At 33.6% G+C, this 19448-nt stretch carries 20 protein-coding genes; all 20 read right to left on the bottom strand.

Annotation, left to right across the window (positions count from 1 at the left end; genetic code table 11):
* Window positions 1–38: 38 nt before the first annotated feature.
* Window positions 39–1730, bottom strand: a complete 1692-nt coding sequence (locus tag DWW96_RS10395; protein ID WP_117910355.1) for an ABC transporter ATP-binding protein — start codon at window positions 1728–1730, stop codon at window positions 39–41.
* 76 nt (window positions 1731–1806) lie between these two features.
* Window positions 1807–2070, bottom strand: a complete 264-nt coding sequence (locus DWW96_RS10390) for a PqqD family protein (protein ID WP_022088283.1) — start codon at window positions 2068–2070, stop codon at window positions 1807–1809.
* Window positions 2071–2133: 63 nt separating this feature from the next.
* A complete protein-coding gene (locus tag DWW96_RS10385; RefSeq protein ID WP_117910354.1) occupies window positions 2134–2685 on the bottom strand; it encodes a leucine-rich repeat protein in 552 nt (183 codons plus the stop codon).
* A gap of 249 nt (window positions 2686–2934) precedes the next feature.
* A complete protein-coding gene (locus DWW96_RS10380) occupies window positions 2935–3618 on the bottom strand; it encodes a CpsD/CapB family tyrosine-protein kinase (protein ID WP_117910353.1) in 684 nt (227 codons plus the stop codon).
* A gap of 18 nt (window positions 3619–3636) precedes the next feature.
* Window positions 3637–4404 carry a Wzz/FepE/Etk N-terminal domain-containing protein gene (locus DWW96_RS10375; RefSeq protein ID WP_117910352.1) on the bottom strand — a complete coding sequence of 256 codons (768 nt, stop codon included), beginning with the start codon at window positions 4402–4404 and terminating at the stop codon, window positions 3637–3639.
* 12 nt (window positions 4405–4416) lie between these two features.
* A complete protein-coding gene (locus tag DWW96_RS10370) occupies window positions 4417–5451 on the bottom strand; it encodes an LCP family protein (RefSeq protein ID WP_199522690.1) in 1035 nt (344 codons plus the stop codon).
* A 27-nt stretch (window positions 5452–5478) separates the two neighbouring features.
* Window positions 5479–6195, bottom strand: a complete 717-nt coding sequence (locus DWW96_RS10365) for a CpsB/CapC family capsule biosynthesis tyrosine phosphatase (RefSeq protein WP_117910350.1) — start codon at window positions 6193–6195, stop codon at window positions 5479–5481.
* Window positions 6196–6520: 325 nt separating this feature from the next.
* Window positions 6521–7177 (bottom strand): V-type ATP synthase subunit D, encoded by a 657-nt coding sequence (locus DWW96_RS10360; RefSeq protein WP_117910349.1) that lies wholly within the window; start codon window positions 7175–7177, stop codon window positions 6521–6523.
* 37 nt (window positions 7178–7214) lie between these two features.
* On the bottom strand, window positions 7215–8588 hold the full coding sequence (locus DWW96_RS10355) for a V-type ATP synthase subunit B (RefSeq protein ID WP_117910348.1): 1374 nt from the start codon (window positions 8586–8588) through the stop codon (window positions 7215–7217).
* Window position 8589: 1 nt separating this feature from the next.
* Window positions 8590–10356: a V-type ATP synthase subunit A gene (locus DWW96_RS10350; RefSeq protein WP_117910347.1), complete on the bottom strand. Its 1767-nt coding sequence runs from the start codon at window positions 10354–10356 to the stop codon at window positions 8590–8592.
* A 41-nt stretch (window positions 10357–10397) separates the two neighbouring features.
* Window positions 10398–10712, bottom strand: a complete 315-nt coding sequence (locus DWW96_RS10345) for a V-type ATP synthase subunit F (RefSeq protein WP_117910346.1) — start codon at window positions 10710–10712, stop codon at window positions 10398–10400.
* Window positions 10705–11676: a V-type ATPase subunit gene (locus DWW96_RS10340; protein ID WP_117910345.1), complete on the bottom strand. Its 972-nt coding sequence runs from the start codon at window positions 11674–11676 to the stop codon at window positions 10705–10707. The genes DWW96_RS10345 and DWW96_RS10340 overlap by 8 nt, the downstream gene beginning before the upstream one ends.
* A 16-nt stretch (window positions 11677–11692) precedes the next feature.
* The gene (locus DWW96_RS10335) at window positions 11693–12286 is read right to left on the bottom strand and encodes a V-type ATP synthase subunit E (protein ID WP_117910344.1); all 594 of its coding nucleotides are present in this window, start codon (window positions 12284–12286) and stop codon (window positions 11693–11695) included.
* A 30-nt stretch (window positions 12287–12316) separates the two neighbouring features.
* Complete coding sequence (locus tag DWW96_RS10330) at window positions 12317–12793, bottom strand: V-type ATP synthase subunit K (protein WP_336306542.1); 477 nt, start codon at window positions 12791–12793, stop codon at window positions 12317–12319.
* On the bottom strand, window positions 12793–14811 hold the full coding sequence (locus tag DWW96_RS10325) for a V-type ATP synthase subunit I (RefSeq protein ID WP_117910343.1): 2019 nt from the start codon (window positions 14809–14811) through the stop codon (window positions 12793–12795). Before DWW96_RS10325 ends, DWW96_RS10330 begins: the two co-directional genes overlap by 1 nt.
* Before the next feature lie 133 nt (window positions 14812–14944).
* On the bottom strand, window positions 14945–15259 hold the full coding sequence (locus tag DWW96_RS10320) for a hypothetical protein (protein WP_117910342.1): 315 nt from the start codon (window positions 15257–15259) through the stop codon (window positions 14945–14947).
* 385 nt (window positions 15260–15644) lie between these two features.
* Entirely contained in the window at window positions 15645–17039 is a 1395-nt protein-coding gene (locus DWW96_RS10315) for an FAD-dependent protein (RefSeq protein ID WP_022088268.1), read from the bottom strand.
* A gap of 150 nt (window positions 17040–17189) precedes the next feature.
* Window positions 17190–18011 carry a Cof-type HAD-IIB family hydrolase gene (locus DWW96_RS10310; protein ID WP_117910341.1) on the bottom strand — a complete coding sequence of 274 codons (822 nt, stop codon included), beginning with the start codon at window positions 18009–18011 and terminating at the stop codon, window positions 17190–17192.
* A 133-nt stretch (window positions 18012–18144) separates the two neighbouring features.
* On the bottom strand, window positions 18145–18624 hold the full coding sequence (gene ybaK, locus DWW96_RS10305; protein WP_117910340.1) for a Cys-tRNA(Pro) deacylase: 480 nt from the start codon (window positions 18622–18624) through the stop codon (window positions 18145–18147).
* The gene (gene nudC, locus DWW96_RS10300) at window positions 18575–19447 is read right to left on the bottom strand and encodes an NAD(+) diphosphatase (protein WP_117910339.1); all 873 of its coding nucleotides are present in this window, start codon (window positions 19445–19447) and stop codon (window positions 18575–18577) included. The genes ybaK and nudC overlap by 50 nt, the downstream gene beginning before the upstream one ends.
* Window position 19448 lies beyond the last annotated feature (1 nt).

Raw genomic sequence — 19448 nt, 5'->3', positions numbered from 1 at the left:
AAATAAAGTGACATCAGGAAATAATCCCTGATGCCACTTTATTTTTGATATAAGCACTTATCTTTAATTATAAATTCCTTATCGCATACATCTAACGCAGCCTGTTTATGAGTAATTATGATACATGTTCTTTCTTTTAATTTCTTTATATTTTCCAACACTCTCTTTTCTGTCATTTCATCAAGCGCTGATGTTGCTTCATCTAACAATAAGATTGGTGCTCCACTTATAACTGCTCTCGCAATTGCAATTCTTTGTGCCTGACCTTCTGATAATCCCATGGCGTTTTCACCAATCTTAGTATCCATTCCATTTGGTAATTTGCTTACGAAATCATATATATCACTTGCTATTAATGCCTGCTTTATTGTTTCATCATCTGCATCTTTGATTAAAGTTAGGTTCTCTCTTATTGTACCGCTAAACAAAAAATTTCCCTGAGGTACATACGCAAACATTCTTCTTGTATCAGGTGAAACAGTAACTTCTTCTCCATCTTTAAAGCATAACTTTATCTCACCTTCATCCGGTCTGAAAACTCCTAGCAAAAGTTTAAACAAAGTACTTTTTCCAATTCCGGAAATTCCCCTTATCGCCACAAATTCACCTTTACTAAAATCTGCATTTCCTTCTTTAAGTACAATATCTCTTCCATAGCTAAATCTTATATTTTTAAATATACCTTTATCGAATTTATCATAGAGTTCTTTTACCGTTTCCTCTGGTTCGTTTCTTTGTTCATCCTGTATATTCTCAATCTCGATTATTCTTTCTGCCGAAGCCAAAATACTGTAATATTGCGGAATAACCTTAGTTATATTGAAAAATGGAGTTTGTATCTGGGATATTAACTGAAGCATTGCAGTCAAAGTACCAAAACTCATTGTCTTTGCGCATACTTTTAATGCACACCAGATTAATGCAAACAAATACCCTGCATTAAAAATGAAACTAAATCCTGTGTTTGCACATATACTTATGACCCTTCGTTTCATTTTCATATCATAATTTTTCTTTTGAAGTATGTCGCCTTTTTCAGCAAACTTATCCTCTACGCCAAATGTTTTTACAGCTAGAATGCTTTCTATTGATTCCTGATAAAATGATCTTACTTTTCCATCTGTCTCCTGAACAGCCTTATGTAGACTTTTTAATTTTTTTCTAAAAAATAATGTTGTTACTGACAATACAATTCCTGCTGCTAAAAATAAAATAGTAAATCTCCAGTCAAATGAAACAAGCACTATAAAAGCACCTAAGAATTGGAAAACGCAAAACAAAATAGTTGGAATAATTGATGTAACTCCTTCTGTAACTATTTTCATATCGCTTGTCAGACGGTTAATTAACTCTCCACTATGATATTTCATTATATCACTATAATTTTTTCTTATAATGCTCTGATACAATTGCGATCTCATGCTCATTTCAAGACCTGCCTGTGCCTTAACAGTCATGCTCTGCGTTGCAATTCTAAGAATCATTCTAAACAAAATTGTGCATAAAATAATAATGCCCACAACTATAATCTGGTTTCTAAATTTAATAAATTCATCGTGTCCCTGCGCATCTGCTGCATTTGCTGCCGCATCTATTGCAAACTTACTTAAAACCGATAAGCCTGTTCCAATTAGTGCAAGAATTATATTTGCTATACTTAAAATAATTATTCTAAAGCTTTGCTTCTTAGCTTTAGCTTTTATCCATACAAGACTTTCTCTATCTTTCATTATCTAAATCAAATTCTTTCTCTATTATTATAAATAATATATTTGTAATCAGTTATCCCTTTTTTTGCCAGAATAACTATTCAAATATATTTGCGTCTTTCATTTTCTCTATGAATTTTTCTACGTCCTTCGTTGCAGTTTCACTGTCTATTTCAAACTCTTCAGTTATCGTTTTGACTATTTCATCACTATTCATTCCACTTTGTAATTTTTCAAATATAAATGCGCCTGTATCATTTGTTGTTATCATTCCATTAAATTCGTTTGTCTCATTTCCTGTAGGAACAATTACGTTACTTCCTCCTACTTTTCTTAAAATAAACCCTTCTTTTATCTTCATTTCATTCTCCTTCTATAAAAAGAAAAGGAGCTTTCAAAGCTCCTTTTCTTTATGTAATTATTATTATTTTGTAACTTTTCCCTTGAATCCGGCTTTCTTTAAATTCTTCTTTAATTTCTTGAATTCTTTAGCTTTCATCTTCTTATTAACTTTAACTGTAATCTTAGCTGAATTTAATCCCTTGAAAGCACCTTTCTTTACTGTGAAGCTCTTTGTTCCTTTAACAATAATCTTCTTTACTTTCTTAGCTCCTGTGAATCCCATCTTGTTAACTCTCTTAACTGTAGCTGGAATTACAATCTTTTTAGCTTTCTTTGCTGTCTTAGCAAATGCTTTAGCCTTAATTACTGTTACTGTGTAAGTTACCCCATCAACTGTTACTGTAGCAGGTACTGTAGCTATATTCTTACTAACTGTAACATCGTTAACCTCAGCTGTTCCATCAGCCTTTGTATCTACATTGTTACCATCTGTAGCTGCAACGTTCTTCTTATCAACCGGTACAACACTTACTGTTGGACTAGCAACTGCTGCCTGTACTCCTGAAACTGAACTAACTGCTACTACTGCTGCCATTGCTAATACAGCAACTTCTTTCAATAACTTCTTCATCATTATTAAGTTCCTCCTGTCCTCTATTGAGCTTTATTTATTAATTCGCAACATCGACCAAAGCCAAGTCGATTGCCCTATAGCAAACTTTTTACAATCATAAAAGCTCACCATAGGCACATTATACTACTAAAGAGTGTCTTTTTAAATACCTTTTTATATAAAACTATATATTTTTGACATTTTCGGTAAAATTTATACATAAATATTGTGTATTATTAATAGATTTTTCCTTAGTATTATAAATCATTACTATTTACCACTATAATATTTCTGTTTACTGTATTTATTTTTCAAATCTGTTGCACGGTTTAAAACCACTCCTAATATTTTACATCCTGATCTTTCAAGCTGTTTTATTGAATTCTTAACTTCTGCTCTTGTGATTTCTCCACTTCTTATAACAAGAATCGCTCCATCACACATGCTTCCAATTTTTTCAGCATCTGAAACAAGTCCTAGTGGTGGTGCATCTACAAATACATATCTGTAATCTTTTGAAAGTTCATTTAACATATTTCCAAATTTGTCACTTTCAAGTAACATTGATGGATTAATTATATTTTCTACATTTGGAATAATGTATCCATTTTCAAAAGGACTTTCATATATAACTTCATCTAGAGAAAAATCTTCTGCAAGATAATTTACAAGACCTTTCATTTCTTTCCCATCCTGACGCTCCATATCATTTTTCTTCACTAATACTGAATTTCTCATATCAGCATCAACTAACACTGACTTAATTCCGGCATTAGCCATCTGTTTCCACATCTGCATTGTAACAAAACTTTTACCTTCATTTGGCAATGTACTTACAACCACAATTTTCTTTATTTCATTTCCTAAAAAGCTGACATTTATACGAAGACGGTTTATTGATTCTTCTACAGCATAAGGAAGTTCCTGTATTGAATCCATTTTAATTTTATTCATTTTACTTTCTCCTCAAGCTTATTTTTTCGGTGTATAATCTTTTTTTCCTTTTGCATAATTGCTATATGAACCATATTTCACATTTCCATCAGGAATAACAGTTAATGGAATAATTCCCAAATATTTTTCAATATCTTCTTCTGTCTTAATTGTATCATCAGTAATAAATAAGAATGTCAATACTGCTAATACTAAAACCATCCCTCCAAGTGCTCCCAGCATTGTATTCTTCTTAAGACTTGGTGAACTTTTAAATTTAGGTGTAATTGCTCTTTCTGCAATATTTGGTGCTGTAGTTCCCATTAATTTAGGAATTTCAGTAACTGCCTTTTCAGCCAATGCATTCGCTATAATCTTAGCTTCCTTTGGTTTAGCGCTAACAGCTGCTATTTTCAAAATACGTGTATCTTCTACTGTAGAAATACTAATCATTCCGTTAAGTTGCTCATATGTATACCCTAAATCATTTTCTTTGCTTACTGCCTCTACTATAGGACGTACATGCAATAATTCCGCATAATCTTCCGACAATGAAGTACCAATACTTAAGTCTGCCAAATTAACTACTGAATTATTTGATGCAGATACCATGTATACTTTAGCTGTAGCAGTGTACTTTGGTGTTATTAAAAATTTTGTTACAAGACCTGCAATTATAGCTCCAACTACAAAACCAATTATGATAAAAATAATCTTTTTGCGATAATAGTTGAATAAGTCTAAAAGATTAATTTCTACTTCATCTTCTTTTTCATTCATATTAATATTATCTACCTGTTGTTTCATTTTTTCTTTCCTTTACTCCTTGTTGTTATGTTCCTTTATTCCAAATAAATCCTCCATAGTTGTAACCATAGAATCTTTATCTACATAAAATTCAATATGATCAAGATTATCTCCCAGTGCCTGGCCAACCTTTGATTCTCCCTGTAATTCATATATCCCCTTATTTGTTCCACTTGCAAATATATTGCTTATATTAGATATTGTTCCAATTGTTATATCTGTTGTTGCCTTATCCTGCAACTGATTAAATATATCTGTTGTATAATTACTGTCTGACTTAATTTTATCCTGTAATTTTTTGAAGAAACCTGTCATATACTGTTGTTGTCGCTTCATTCTTGATGCATTTTCTTCATCACCAACACCATATCTGTCATGTACATAAGCGTATGCTTCATCATCAGTAAGTTGTAATGTTGCTCCTTTTTTCATTTCAGGATATTTGTCTGTAAAATCTTCTTCTAATGTTACTGTAACTCCACCGACAATTTGATTAAGTGTAGGAATTTCACTCATATTAAGTTCATAATAGCCATTAATTTCCATACCACCTAATAATTTCTTTACGGCTTTTACTGTATTCTTACAGCCTTGTTCTTTATTTCCACCATACCAATGTGCCGTACATAACTGAAGAGTTGCCGTTGCTGCACCTTTTCCTTCATGATTAATTAATGATATCTCTGTCATGGTATCTCTGTTAAATTGCAGAAAACTATAAGTTCCATCTGTTTTATCAACAATAACAAGCATTAAAAAATCTGCCATACTGCCCTGATATTCATCGCCTTCTCCATCATTTCCTGAAGCATCTGTTCCAATAAGAAGGTAATTTTCAAAATCATGATAATAATCATATTTTTTCTTATTAAGCTTTATTTTTCCTCTTGCGACCTGAACATTCCAGTCATTAATAGAATCCTCATCCGAAACATTCGTCTTTTCCGTCTTATTATCAATATACTGAAGTCCGTATCCAAAAGCTATAATAAATAATATGAATATCAATATTCCTGCAACGATTTTTATGTATTTTTTTCTTTTCATTTTCATTTGATTAACACCCTATTACTCTTATTTCGTATCAAATCCAAGCACTTTTTTTCCAAAATTATCTATTTGTTCAACCATCTTTTGACCATATTTATCTGATATATAATCATATCCGCTTATCAGATTTGGTTTTCGGTTATCAACATTATGACAATCACTTCCTAAAATAAGAGGTTTATCATTTTCTATTAACTTTTTTACCACTTTTCTTTTCTTTCTATTGTCACAAAAATCTGCGTTTACCTGAAAAACAACAGGTAATTCAAGTATTTCCTTCCAAATTTTTTTCCTTGTCTGAAAAGCATAAAATCTTTCTATATGTGCCAAAATAACCGTTAGATGCCTCTCTTCCATCAGCATTATTACATCCTGTAAAACAGATTTATTCCATTGTGTAAAAGGAAGCTCGAGTAGAATCGCATCTGTATCTTCTATACATAGTTTTTCCAATTCTCTTGCCTGTCCTATTCCATTAAAATAACACACCTCAGCTCCAAGCTTTATAGCAGGATACGCATCATCTTTCATGTATTCGGTACATGCTTTTAATTTATTAAATGACTTTTCTCTGTCTTTTAGGAAATGTCCGACTGAATTATTTTGAGCATAAAAATGAGGAGTTGCTAACATTGTAATAACTCCTTGACTCTTTGCTATACGAAGCATGTCAAGTGATTCCTCCTCGCAACTGCTTCCATCATCTATACCAGGCAATACATGAGAATGAAAATCAATCATTTCTGCCTCCTTTTGTCTCAAAAATCAAGTAATTCATACACTATTGTCAGGCTTAATATCCCCAATAATCTTTTACTTTATATATGATATTTTAAAAAATCATAACTGTCAAGTAAAAGCCTTACTCTCTCTACTATTGCTTTTCGTTTTAATAGTTTGTTAAAACTATGATCAGCACACGCATAGTATCTGTTTTATAGTCCATAAATAAAAAAGTAGCGAACAAATTTATCTTACATCACTAAAAATAACCTTACATAATTTTAGTATTTATTTTTTGATGTAAAACAAAATTCCATTTGTCCGCTACATAAAATAACTATATTTATTTTTCTTTATAATGATGTGCTTCCTCTAACATCATATCTTTTACTTTCATTAATCGAATCTGTGTGCTTCGTTCATTTTCATCTAATTTCATAGTAATATACTTTATATTTTTCTGTGCCTCAGGAATTATAACATGTTCTAAGGCATTAACTCTTCTTCTTGTTTTCTCGATTTCACTTGAAAGCAACTGACATGATTTTTCAATCTGTGCTAATCGTACCATATCTTCTCTGATATCTGCGAGAGATGTGACTGCATCATCTAAGTCTCCTGTTGTAAATGCAAATCCATAAGAATATATGTCATTTGGATTAGCTGTCTTAGATTTAACGGAATATACCGGAATATCTACACTCATTATATTTTTCTTATCTACATTTAGTTCAAGTTTTTGCTTTGTTGCCATTAAAGCCGTTGTTAATGTTTCAGTATTCATTCCCGCCTTAGCAACAACAAAAATTGTATTTGCCTTTTTTATGGATTCCTCAACCTTTAGTCTAAGTTCCATATTTTCCCTTGCCAAATCCAAAAACTGTCTCATAAGCTCATCTCTTTTATCTTTTAAAAGTTTATGTCCCTTTACTGCAGATACAAGTTTCTTCTTCTGTTTCGTCAATTCCATTCTTGTAGGATTAACCTGAGTGTTTGCCATTCTCTCACCTCGCTTTCTAAACGCTTTTTTGTATCACTTATTTTTCTTTGTAATACATATCAAGATATTTATCATCAATACGTTTAAGTTCTGCACGAGGCAAAATATTAAGCAATTCCCATCCTATATCCATTGTTTCCTCAATGCTTCTGTCTGACTGGTATCCCTGTGATACATACTTCTTTTCAAATTCATCAGCAAATTTTGCATAAATTCTGTCTGTTTCTGAAAGTGCTGCCTCACCTAAAATAACCATCAGTTCTTTAGCATCCTTACCTCTTGCATATGCTGAGAACAACTGGTTCATTACATTTGAATGATCTGCTCTTGTTTTTCCTTCCCCAATACCTTTATCTTTAAGTCTTGAAAGCGATGGAAGAACATCTATTGGTGGCTGAATGCCTTTTCTGTAAAGCTCACGGCTTAAAATAATCTGTCCTTCAGTTATATATCCTGTAAGGTCAGGAATTGGATGTGTCTTATCATCTTCAGGCATTGTAAGAATAGGAATCATTGTTACGCTACCGTCTTTACCTCTCTGACGTCCTGCTCTTTCATACATCGTTGCCAAATCAGTATACATATATCCCGGATATCCTCTACGTCCCGGAACTTCTTTTCTTGCTGCAGAAATTTCTCTTAAAGCATCTGCATAGTTAGTAATATCCGTAAGAATTACAAGAACATGCATTCCTTTTTCAAATGCAAGATATTCTGCTGCAGTCAATGCCATTTTCGGTGTGGCAATACGTTCAACAGCCGGGTCATTTGCTAAATTTATAAACAATACTGTTCTATCAATCGCTCCTGTTTCTTTGAAACTATCTATAAAATAATTTGCCTCTTCAAATGTTATACCCATAGCTGCAAATACTACGGCGAACTGTTCATCTTTTCCTTTTACCTTTGCCTGTCTTGCAATCTGCGCTGCTAACTGTGCATGTGGAAGACCTGAAGCTGAGAAAATTGGCAATTTCTGTCCTCTTACTAATGTGTTTAATCCATCAATTGCTGAAATTCCTGTTTCAATAAATTCTGAAGGGTAATTTCTTGCTGCCGGATTCATAGGTACACCATTAATATCTCTTCTCTCTTCCGGAAGAATTGCGGGTCCGTCATCTATTGGGTTACCTAATCCGTCAAATACTCTTCCAAGCATATCTTCCGAAACGCCAAGTTCCATGCTTCGACCTAAAAATCTTACTTTACTGTTTGAAAGGTTAATTCCAGTAGAACTTTCAAATAACTGTACCAGTGCATTTTTGCCATCTATTTCAAGCACTTTACAACGTCTTGTTTCACCATTTGCAAGTTCTATTTCTCCAAGTTCATCGTAAGTAACATTTTCTACGTCCCTAACAAGCATCAAAGGACCTGCTACTTCCTGAATTGTTCTATATTCCTTTGCCATATTAGAAGTCCTCCTTATCAAATGCTCCTGCAACCTGAATTTCAAGTTCCTTTAAGATTTCATCATATCTACTCTGAATATCTTCTTCCTTAGTATATTTAAATCTTCCGATTTGTTCTCTTATTGGAAGTGCTATTAATTTGTCAATTGAAGCACCATTTGAAAGAGCTTCATTTGCCTCATAGTAATATCCAAGTACTAATTTCATCATTAAATATTGCTTATTAAGAGAAGTGTATGTGTCAATCTCATGGAATGAGTTCTGATGTAAGAAATCTTCTCTTATTGATCTTGTTGCTTCCATTTTTAGTCTGTCAGGTGCTGAAAGCGCATCCATACCTACCATTTTTACAATTTCTTCCAACTGTGCTTCATCCTGCAAGAGACTCATAAGCTCCTGTCTTAATTTAAGCCATTCTTCTGATACATTTTCTTCGAACCATTTTCCTATATTATCTACATATAAGGAATAACTTGTTAACCAGTTAATTGCAGGAAAATGTCTCTTATAAGCTAATGCTGAATCAAGTCCCCAGAATACCTTTACGATACGAAGTGTAGCCTGAGACACAGGTTCTGAAATATCACCACCCGGAGGAGATACAGCTCCAATTACCGAAAGTGCTCCTTCTCTTCCTTCTTTTCCAAGTGAAATAACCTCACCTGCTCTTTCATAAAACTGAGCAAGTCTTGAACCTAAATATGCCGGATAACCTTCTTCACCAGGCATTTCTTCAAGTCGTCCTGACATTTCGCGAAGCGCTTCTGCCCATCTTGAAGTTGAATCTGCCATAAGTGCTACTGAATATCCCATATCTCTAAAATACTCAGCAATTGTAATTCCTGTATAAATAGAAGCTTCTCTGGCTGCAACAGGCATATCTGATGTATTTGCTATTAATACTGTTCTCTCCATCAGGGAACGTCCTGTCTTTGGGTCCTTTAATTCCGGAAATTCATTAAGTACATCTGTCATCTCATTTCCACGTTCTCCACAACCAATGTATACAACAATATCTGCCTCTGCCCATTTTGCCAACTGATGCTGAATTACTGTTTTTCCTGAACCAAATGGTCCCGGAACTGCTGCTACACCGCCTCTTGCAATTGGGAATAATGTATCTACTACTCTCTGACCTGTTACCAATGGTTTTGTTGGTGGAAGTTTCTTTGCATATGGTCTTCCTTTTCTAACCGGCCATTTCTGCATTAATGTAATTTCTTTATCGCCGTCTTTTGTCTCTACAACTGCAACTGTCTCTGTAACTGTATAATTTCCGGCTGTTATTGATTTTATTTTTCCTTTAATTCCATATGGAATCATTATCTTCTGAGTTACAACTTCTGTTTCTTTTACAGTACCAATAACATCTCCTGTTTCAACTTCATCTCCAACATTCATGCAAGGTACAAAGTTCCATTTCAAATCACGCTTTAGGGATGGTACTTCAACACCTCTTTTCAAGTTGTTTCCTGCCACTTTCATAATATCATCAAGTGGTCTTTGAATTCCATCATATATACTTGCTATAAGTCCCGGACCTAATTCTACAGATAATGGTGCTTCTGTTGACTCAACTTCTTCTCCCGGTCCAAGTCCTGCTGTTTCTTCATATACCTGAATCGAAGCCTGGTCACCATGCATTTCAATGATTTCGCCAATAAGACGTTCTTTACTTACTCTTACAACGTCAAACATATTGGCATCTCTCATCCCTTCTGCTATAACTAAAGGTCCCGCAACCTTCTTAATTACTCCTTTGCTCATACTAGTCTCCTTACTGTGAAATAAAATCACTTCACTTTAATTTATGAAAACAAAATATCGCTGCCTACAGCCTGTTCTACACTTGCCTTAACTCCTGCAACTCCTTCCCCGGTATTTCCAAATACGCCGGGAATTAATATTATTGCCGGTGACAGCATTTCTTTATATTTATTTATCTCATGATTAATCTGAACTGCCAGACCTTCCGTCACATAAATAATTTCGTATTCGCTTTTAGCCAACACTCTAAGGGTTTTAATTCCCTCTTCCGGGTCGGTTACCGGGAATGTGTCCATTCCGATTGCGCCAAACCCATATATACTGTCATAATCACCTAACACTGCAATCTTATACATACATTTTCCTTAACCTTTCCCGAATATAATCATCACTTAAGTTATTTAACTTTCCGGTCAATATAATTCTAACTGTTTTTATTTCATTTTCTCTTGCAAGAAAATATGCAAGTATTGGGCCTGCCGAAAAAGAATTATATTTTTCTTCTTTGATTTTATCGATTATTCTATTATCACACCATCTTTCAAAAGCTGACGGTGATTCTTTTATATGTTCAGCTGCCTCGCTGTATCCTGCCGATTGTAAATAACTGCATATTCCATCAATTCCTGATTCCGCGCCTTTAATTAAAGAAGCTTTGCTTAAAGAATCACAGGCAACAATTGCTCTTTCCATGAAATCTTTTGATTTCTTTGTTTTAGCACATCTTACTGCAACTCTTATATTTGCAACTGCAACCATTTCTTCAGCATATTGTTTTATTAATTTTGAATCTGATTTTGCTCCTTCTTCTTTAACAGCTTCTAATGTTGCTGTATCAATTATTATGTCACATAACTGACCATCCTGAGTTTGTAGTAACGCCTCTGTCGCTTCATTCGCTACATAAGCCATTCTTTCAGGCAAACTGTCAAAATCTTTTCTTTCAACCATATCCTTCAACTGCTCAGGTGACCATCTGCAATTATCATAATATGCATGCTCTGCTTTATCTCCACTACATACCTGTTTAATTGCTGCTTTTAAATTATGATACTCTCTTGGTACTGTAATTACAGCAAATGCATCTTTCTCATTTACTAACTCATGTATGTCATCCCAGGTTTTCTTTCTCTCAAATGCAAGCATTTCATCTTCTGTTTCCGCCGGTTCTCCATTTCCCCAACCATGGTCATGAAGAAATGCCATACAGCTTTTATAATCTTTACAAGCCATCAACTGTTCAATCACTGAATCAGAAAATAGTGAGACCTCTTTTGCACGAACACGGGCAACCGCATAAGTATAATTGGTTTCTGACATATATTTTCCTCCTCAACTATTTAAACAGGAATCTGTTAATTTCATCCTGCAAATCATCTTTTTTATTGTGAAATACAGCATCAAAAGTACAATTTTCCACTATATCTCCGTAATCAAGAATCATTCCATTTTCAATATTTATAGGTTCATTGCTTACTGATAATTTTCCATTATTTTTGTTTGCTGCTTCACTTATCTTTTCCTGAAAATCCTTAGGAAGTCTCTCTAAATCTTTTTTATTAAGGCACATTTTTCCTTCTGCCGGCTGAGCATATTCCTCTGTCATTTTTATTAAATAACCAAAATATTCCTCATCCGAAGCATTTACCATTTTGTTATATGCCTTATTCACTATATCTGAAATAATTTTTTGTTTTGCTTCAAGATTTTTCTGCTTTGCTTCCATTCCGGCTGCTGACTTAATTTTACTAAATAGTAATTTTTCTTCACTCTCAGCCTTTTTTGTCCCTGCAGTCTCTATTTTATCAATTTCAATTTGAGCGTTTTCTTTTATAGAGTCGCAGGTGTCTTGTGCCTTTGCCAAAATATCTGCCGCTTCTTCATTTGCGTCAGCTTTAATTTGGTTTAATATTTCTTCTAATCCACCCATGGGCAACTCCTTTCTGCTTATATACTTCTATTAAACCGGAATATTACTTACAGAAAGAATTGATATAAGAAGTGCTAAAATAGCATATGTTTCAACCATTGCAGGGAATAACATTGACTTACCAAACTGTTCAGGTTTCTTAGCTACGATTCCAATACTTGCAACTGCTGTTTTTCCCTGGTGTAATCCTGAGATTAAACCAACAACACCAATTGGAAGACATGCGGCTAAAATCATAAGTCCTGTTCCTGTTGATATTGATGCAAGATTTCCGTTTAATAAACCGATTTTACTTAATGTGATAAATGCAACTAATAAACCGTAAATACCCTGTGTACCAGGAAGAAGCTGTAAAATTAAAACCTTTGAAAATTTACCCGGATCTTCTGTTACTACACCTGCTGCTGCCTGACCTGCAATACCTACACCCATTGCTGATCCTGCTCCTGCCAATAAAGTTGCTAACGCTGCGCCAAGAATGGCATAAAAAATTCCTAATTCCATTATTATTTCTCTCCTTTATCTAACTCAACATATTTTGTTTTTAATGTGAATGGATTGAAGGCTCTGCCTCCTCCTTCATAGAATTTTCCGAAAAATTCTACATACTGTAATCTGTTTGTATGAACATAAGCTCCTAACAGATTGATTGCAAGGTTTAGTGTATGACCTACAATAAATACTATTATGAAAATTATTATTCCTACCGGGCCATCGCCTATCATGCTGCCCATAGAATTTACAACTGATGCAATAACTCCTGTTGCCAGACCTAATGCTAAAAGTCTTGAATATGACAGCAAATCGCTTAGCCAGCCTGTTACGTTATAAATATCATAAGCTCCAAGAGCAATTCTGATAGCCCACTTGTTACCTTTTCTTCTGCCGGACATAAGAAGCAATCCTACAAGTCCTATTATTGTTAAAACTTTTGACAGGATTGTCAGCCATACCGGAAATACAAATGTCATCTGTGAAATAGATGCAAATAAATCAGTTGGCAATAATAACAATATTAATCCGATTAACAGTGAATACCACAATAATACATCACATATAAAATCCACTATTTTATTGTCTTTCAAAAGCATATACCCTTTTATTCCAAGTCCTAAGAACATATGAATAATTCCTATTACCATTGAATACATTAACAGTCTCATCGGATCGTTAAGCGGAACAAACCACAACGCTTTAAGTTCTATATTTTTATGGAAAAATACATTCGATACAACTGTAATTGCATCACCAAAAAATCCTCCAAATAGCAATCCCCATATTGTCGTTGATATTCCGCAATACATAAACATATGCAATGATTTATTTAACGAATCGCCCATTCTAGGGAATTTTTTTATCGCTATAAAGCATGCTAAAAATATTATCAATCCATAAGCTGCATCGCTTAGCATCATTCCAAATAAAATGTAATAAAATACTGCCATTATTGCACTTGGGTCAAACTCGCCTTTCTTTGGTAATCCAAATGATTCAACAACACCCTCTACAGGTCTTGCAAAAACGTTGTTTTCAAGTAAAACCGGAGGTTGTTCTTTTGCCGATATCTCTTCTGCCTCAATCATAACCGTGAATTTATCAGTAAGTGTTTCTTTAAGCTTCTCAAATTCTTTTTTTGGAATATAACCTGTAATTATAAATACATGTTTTGTTTGAAGAATCCTTCCAAGTACATCGTATTTTTCTGCTCTGCTGTTAAAATAATCTGCCGCTAACTGAATGTCCTCTCTATCCTCTGCTAATTGCCTGAGTTCCTCAATGCGATTATCTATGCTGTTTTCAAACTCAGCAATCCTCTTTGTCCATTTTTCCTTAGATACCTCAGGAATACTTCTCATTATCAGCGAAGGTCTTGAAAAATCCATCTGCCTCAATGCTTCCTCAAACTGTTCTGCATCTTTTTTCATACAAAATCCTGCAACACAGGTCTGATTTTTGTCTGAATAAAATATTCTTACATCGCTCGCTTTAGGGAACTTTTCATTTGACTGGATTTGCTGATACAGTTGTTCCTGAGTAATATTTCCGGGAAATGAGCCATAAATAAACGCTGTCTTTTCAGTTCCCGTTGTCGCACCCGGAACATCCATATTTAACCATGGTTTTACAGCTTCTATATTTGCTTTTAATTTCAAAATATCATTTTGTTTTGCTGATATTTCTTTTTGCAAATTAAGAATAGCTGATATTTTATCCATTATTTCATCTCTATTATCTGAAATTCTTTTAAATTCATTTGAAGCAACCTGCCTCTTTCCTTCTAGAGACGAAAACATTGATTTCTTTTCCGGTTCATATTGCTCTAATACTTCCAAAGCATTTTCTGCTAAAGCTGCATTTCTTTCAAAACTTGATTTAGCAACACTTGTATCCATCTTGGAAAAGCCTTTTTTTACTTTTCTTTCCTTGATTTCAACAACACCACTTCTTTGAATATATTCTATGATAGGCTTTCGTTCTTTTTTCAGGGCACAAATGCATATTTTTTGCATTTCTAATACTGCCATTTTATCATGCCTCCCTTCTTTATTTCTAAAGAAATAACAATTTATAGTTATATGATAATTTAATTATATCGATTAAGCATCAATTCCTTCATTATATGCAATCTAATAATCTTAAATTTCAAATCACAAACAATTAAAATTTCATTACTTCTTCTACTGCCTTATTTACAGCCTCATTTTCGAGAGTTAAAGCCTTGTCATACAGTTCTTTAACATTCTTTTCATTATCACTTCTAATTGTTTTTGCTTCTTTCTCTCCTCTTTCTCTGGCTTTTTGACAATATTCTTCTATCTTGTCTTTCTGCCTTTTTACTGCATCATCAATGCTCTTTTCAGCATCTTCATTTGCCTTTTTTATATTTTTTTCAGCATCTTCATTTGCTTTATTAACAATTTCTTCCCCTTGTTTTTCAGCTTTTTTAATGGAAGCCATTGTTTCTTTAATCATTAAGACACCACCTTTCTTAAAATCTCATAAGCTATAACATTTTCATAAACATCTAAAGCTTATATTCTCTGTAGATTTCTACATCTTAAATTGAATTATACTATACATATTTTTTCTAAAAAATATACAAATTTCGCCAAATGTATAACAATTAAATGCAATTTTCTTTTACTGTAATGTATTACTTTCTTCACTAAAACTGTAAATTCATACTATTGATACAGGCACTTAATCCTATTTAATAAAAAATATATTGTGTATTTTATCTTTTCTCTAATATATTCTTTTCATTTATTTTGTGTTTATTCTATTTTTAATAAATCCGGCTGATTCTCATGGCAAAAGAAGCAACAACCCATCTATCCAGACAGATTGTTGCTTCCGTTTATTTATCTAATAATTTTCTTCCCATAAGAACACCCATAACTGATGCCATCATAAGACCTCTTGTCCATCCTGAAGAATCTCCAAGACAATGTAAACCTTTAATGTTTGTATTAAGGTTTTCGTCCATTTTTACTTTATTTGAATAGAATTTTAATTCAGGGCTGTACAACAATGTTTCTGTTGAAGCGAATCCCGGAACAACTTTATCAAGCATTTTTATAAATTCAATGATATTTGTCATTGCTCTGTATGGCATTGCCGCTGTTATATCACCTGCTACTGCATCTTTAAGTGTAGGTTTAACATTACTCTGTGCTAATTCTTTAGGCCATGTTCTCTTTCCATCGAGAATATCTCCGTATCTTTGTACCATAATATGACCTGCGCCTAACATATTTGTCAACTCACCAACCTTTTGTGCATATTCAATCGGCTTGTTGAATGGCTCAGTAAAGTTATGGCTTACAAGTATTGCAAGGTTTGTATTATTACTCTTCTTTTCCTTGAAGCTATGACCATTTACTACAGCCAAATCATTGTCATAATTTTCCTGCGCAACAAATCCTCCCGGATTTTGGCAGAATGTACGTACCTTATTTTTCCATGGTCTTGGATATCCGATAAGCTTTGACTCATAAAGTACTTCGTTAACCTTTTCCATTACTTCATTTCTGCATTCTACACGCACACCGATATCAACTGTTCCCGGTTTATGTGCAATATTATGTTCTGCACATAGTTTTTCTAACCAATCAGCTCCTCTTCTTCCTGTTGCAATAACAACTTCATCTGCATAATAATGAACACTTTCATTACCTTCTCTTAAGATAACACCTTTACAGCCTTCTTCATCGAGAATGATATTTTCACATTCTATTTCAAATTTCATTTCAACACCATGCTGTAACAACCATTCCTGAATATTGTAATAAAGCTGCTGTGCCTTTTCCGTTCCCAAATGTCTGATTGGGCAGTCTACTAACTTAAGACCTGCCTTAATTGCATTCTTTCTTATTTCCTTGATGTCTTCTCCCTCGTAAATTCCTTCTACATGTGGGTCTGCACCAAATTCCAAATAGATTGTATCTGTATAGTCAATTAATTCCTGTGCAAATTCTTCTCCAATAAGCATCGGCAAATCTCCACCTACTTCATATGACAAGCTTAACTTACCATCTGAAAAAGCTCCTGCTCCGGAGAACCCTGTAGTTATTGCACAATTTGGCTTGCAGTTAACACAATGTCCTACTTCCGCTTTCGGGCAATGTCTTTTTTCTACTGCTTTTCCTTTCTCAACCAAAAGAATCTTCTTATCGCTATTATTTTTTAAAAGTTCTAATGCCGTAAAGATTCCTGCCGGTCCTGCACCTACAATAATCAAGTCATAATGCATACACAATTCACTCCTATTCTTTAAATTTATTCTGTGTTAATTTTTCCTAAACGCTACAAAACCGGATTCGTAAAGAATCCGGTTTTCTGTTTCGTATCGTGATTTCTTACGTCTAATTATATCACAAGTACATATAATTATTCAATCTTTTTATTTTTCCAATAAATATTTGTATATTGCCTCTGCAACCCCATCATGGTCATTGTCCATAACCTCTACATCTGCTATCTTTTTTACATTAGCATTTGCATTGCCCATGGCTACAGCAAGTCCTGCTGTTTTTAATACATCCAGATCATTATCTGCATCTCCAACTACAATTGACTGCTCAACCTCAATATTCAAGTGTTTGCAAAGTTTTTTTAGTCCATATCCCTTTGTAACTCCAAGTGGTGAAATTTCAAGTGATGTATCCTCTGCATTAAGCATCACAATAGGTAATCCCTGTAATTTTTTTCTCGTATCTTCCCTGTCTTGTGGACAAGTATGAAATAGATTAATTTTTTCTATTCCCTGTTTATCTTCATTATGAAATGTAACTGTATCCTCAACTTTTGTACATACTCTTTCATATAACGGAATATAAATTCCCATGTGGTATTTTTCCATTTGCGGAATCAATCTTTTCGGTGAAATAGAACGTCCTTTAGATATCAAATGAATAAACACATCCTTATCTTTAACTGTATCAAATATCTTACTAACTATTTCTTCGTCTATTGTTGAAGCAGAAATTATTTCTTCATTTTTCAAATTATAAACCAAAGCTCCACTTTCAAGGATGGCATATTCCATATCCTTTAATTGTTCTCTATATTCTTCTATTTCAGCTAATGCCCGTCCGGATGATAACGAAATATGTTTTCCATTTTCTATTGCTTCTTTTATTGCTAAAATAACACCTGAATTAATCTTCTTTTCTGAATTTAGCAATGTTCCATCCATATCTAATCCAATTAATTCGTATCCCATATCTTTTCTCCTTTAAACTCTTTAAGCATTCGCATCAAGCCATACTATCTGCTATAATGATGTGCTATTGAACCTACGCTGCCAAATGCACTTTCTTTTAACCCTTACACGCTCCACATAATACATTTTATATTTATACAGTAATTTCAGCGGTCTGAACAGGAATTACCTTTCTTAAATCTTCAAGTGTAATTTCTACCTGATAGCCGATTTTTCCACCACTTACGCAAAATTTTTCTACTTTTTCTACACTCGAATCAATTGTTGTTTTAAATAATTTTTTCATTCCAATCGGTGAGCAGCCACCATGAATGTATCCTGTAAGTGGTAAAAGTTCCTTTGATTTTATCATTTGTATTGATTTTTCTCCTACAGCTTTTGCTGCCTTTTTTAAATCAAGTTCTTTTTCTACAGGTACAATAAATACATAGTGATTTTTTGTCTTTCCTTCTGTGACTAATGTTTTAAATACGCACTCCGGATTTTGTCCTAATGCTTTTGCAACATCAGTCCCACTTATTGCATCTGTATCACCATAATAATAATGCTGATATTTAATTTTCTTACTGTCTAAAACTCTCATTACATTTGTTTTTTCGTCTTTTGCTTTCATTTTCTCTCTCCTTGCGAAAACATGTCATCATTTCTCTTGTTAGGCTTATCTTTTCTTCATCATCCGGAACATCTTTATAATTAACCCATTCTGCTACGGACAATTCATCTTCATCCATTGTAATTTTCATATTGCCATCTAGTTTTGCAAAAAATCCCATAAGGACATTACCATCATATCCCCATGGTTGGCTTTTGTAATATGTTATATCTTTAATATGCACTCCTGTTTCTTCAAATACTTCCCTTGCAACTGTTTCTTCGATAGTCTCTCCTATCTCTGTAAAACCTGCAATTAGTGCATATCTTTTATACTCTCTGTCTGCATATTTTGTTAATAATATTTTATCATTGTCCGTCACTCCTACTATAACTGCCGGAGCGATTTTTGGGAATACCTGATTTCCACATTTAGGACATTTTAGCATTCTTATTTTTTCATCATGTTCCATATTACAACCACATGCCCCACAAAATTTATTAGACTTATACCACATATTTAAATGCCATCCTGTTGCTGCTGCCATTACTTTAGTCATTGGTTTCATTGTTCTTGTCTTAAACATTGGTACATACTCAAATCCATCAGCTTCTATTTCGCTTTTTTCATAGAAATATGAATCATTTCCTATACTAAAAAAATAAACCAAGGTATCATCCCCCTGATTTATCTGTTTATACTTCTCATATGTTAAATATTCTAGTGTTTCTGCCTTTTTAGATAACAATACCCTTCTCCCACTGTAACTTAATACATAATCATTATCTTTAGGCTTAATATTTTTATATTGATTGTTTAGTTTTGGTTCTATGTCCTGTATCATA

This window comes from Eubacterium sp. AF17-7 (genome assembly GCF_003461285.1).
Classification (GTDB): domain Bacteria; phylum Bacillota; class Clostridia; order Lachnospirales; family Lachnospiraceae; genus Eubacterium_U; species Eubacterium_U album.
This window is presented reverse-complemented; position numbering and strand designations above follow the sequence as displayed.